This window comes from Paraburkholderia sp. SIMBA_054, from assembly GCF_046534875.1.
GTDB classification, from domain to species: Bacteria; Pseudomonadota; Gammaproteobacteria; order Burkholderiales; family Burkholderiaceae; genus Paraburkholderia; species Paraburkholderia hospita.
Genome location: NZ_JAWRXV010001626.1, coordinates 1 through 240, shown reverse-complemented (window position 1 = coordinate 240; position 240 = coordinate 1). Strand labels below are relative to the sequence as shown.

Annotated in this window: 1 pseudogene; it reads right to left on the bottom strand. The window is 69.6% G+C overall.

Annotation, left to right across the window (positions count from 1 at the left end):
- Positions 1–186: pseudogene (locus tag SB822_RS60580) on the bottom strand (AraC family transcriptional regulator); the annotation flags it as partial.
- Positions 187–240 lie beyond the last annotated feature (54 nt).

Here is a 240-nt window from a genome sequence, read left to right as displayed (position 1 = left end):
CATCGTGCGCAGCTCGTCGAGCAGCAGGCGCATCAGGTGGCCGTCGCGCGCATCCTCGTCATAGGGCTGCACGATCCGGATCGCGCTTTCGATCAGCTCGCGCAGCAGTGGCTGGATGTCCACCGCCGCGGCCGCGCGTCCGGGCAGGTGCGCGACTGCCTCCGGGCGGATGTACAGGCTGCGCATGTGGACCTCGCCGATGCAGCGCACGCTGTGTACCCAGCCTGCCGGCATCCACAG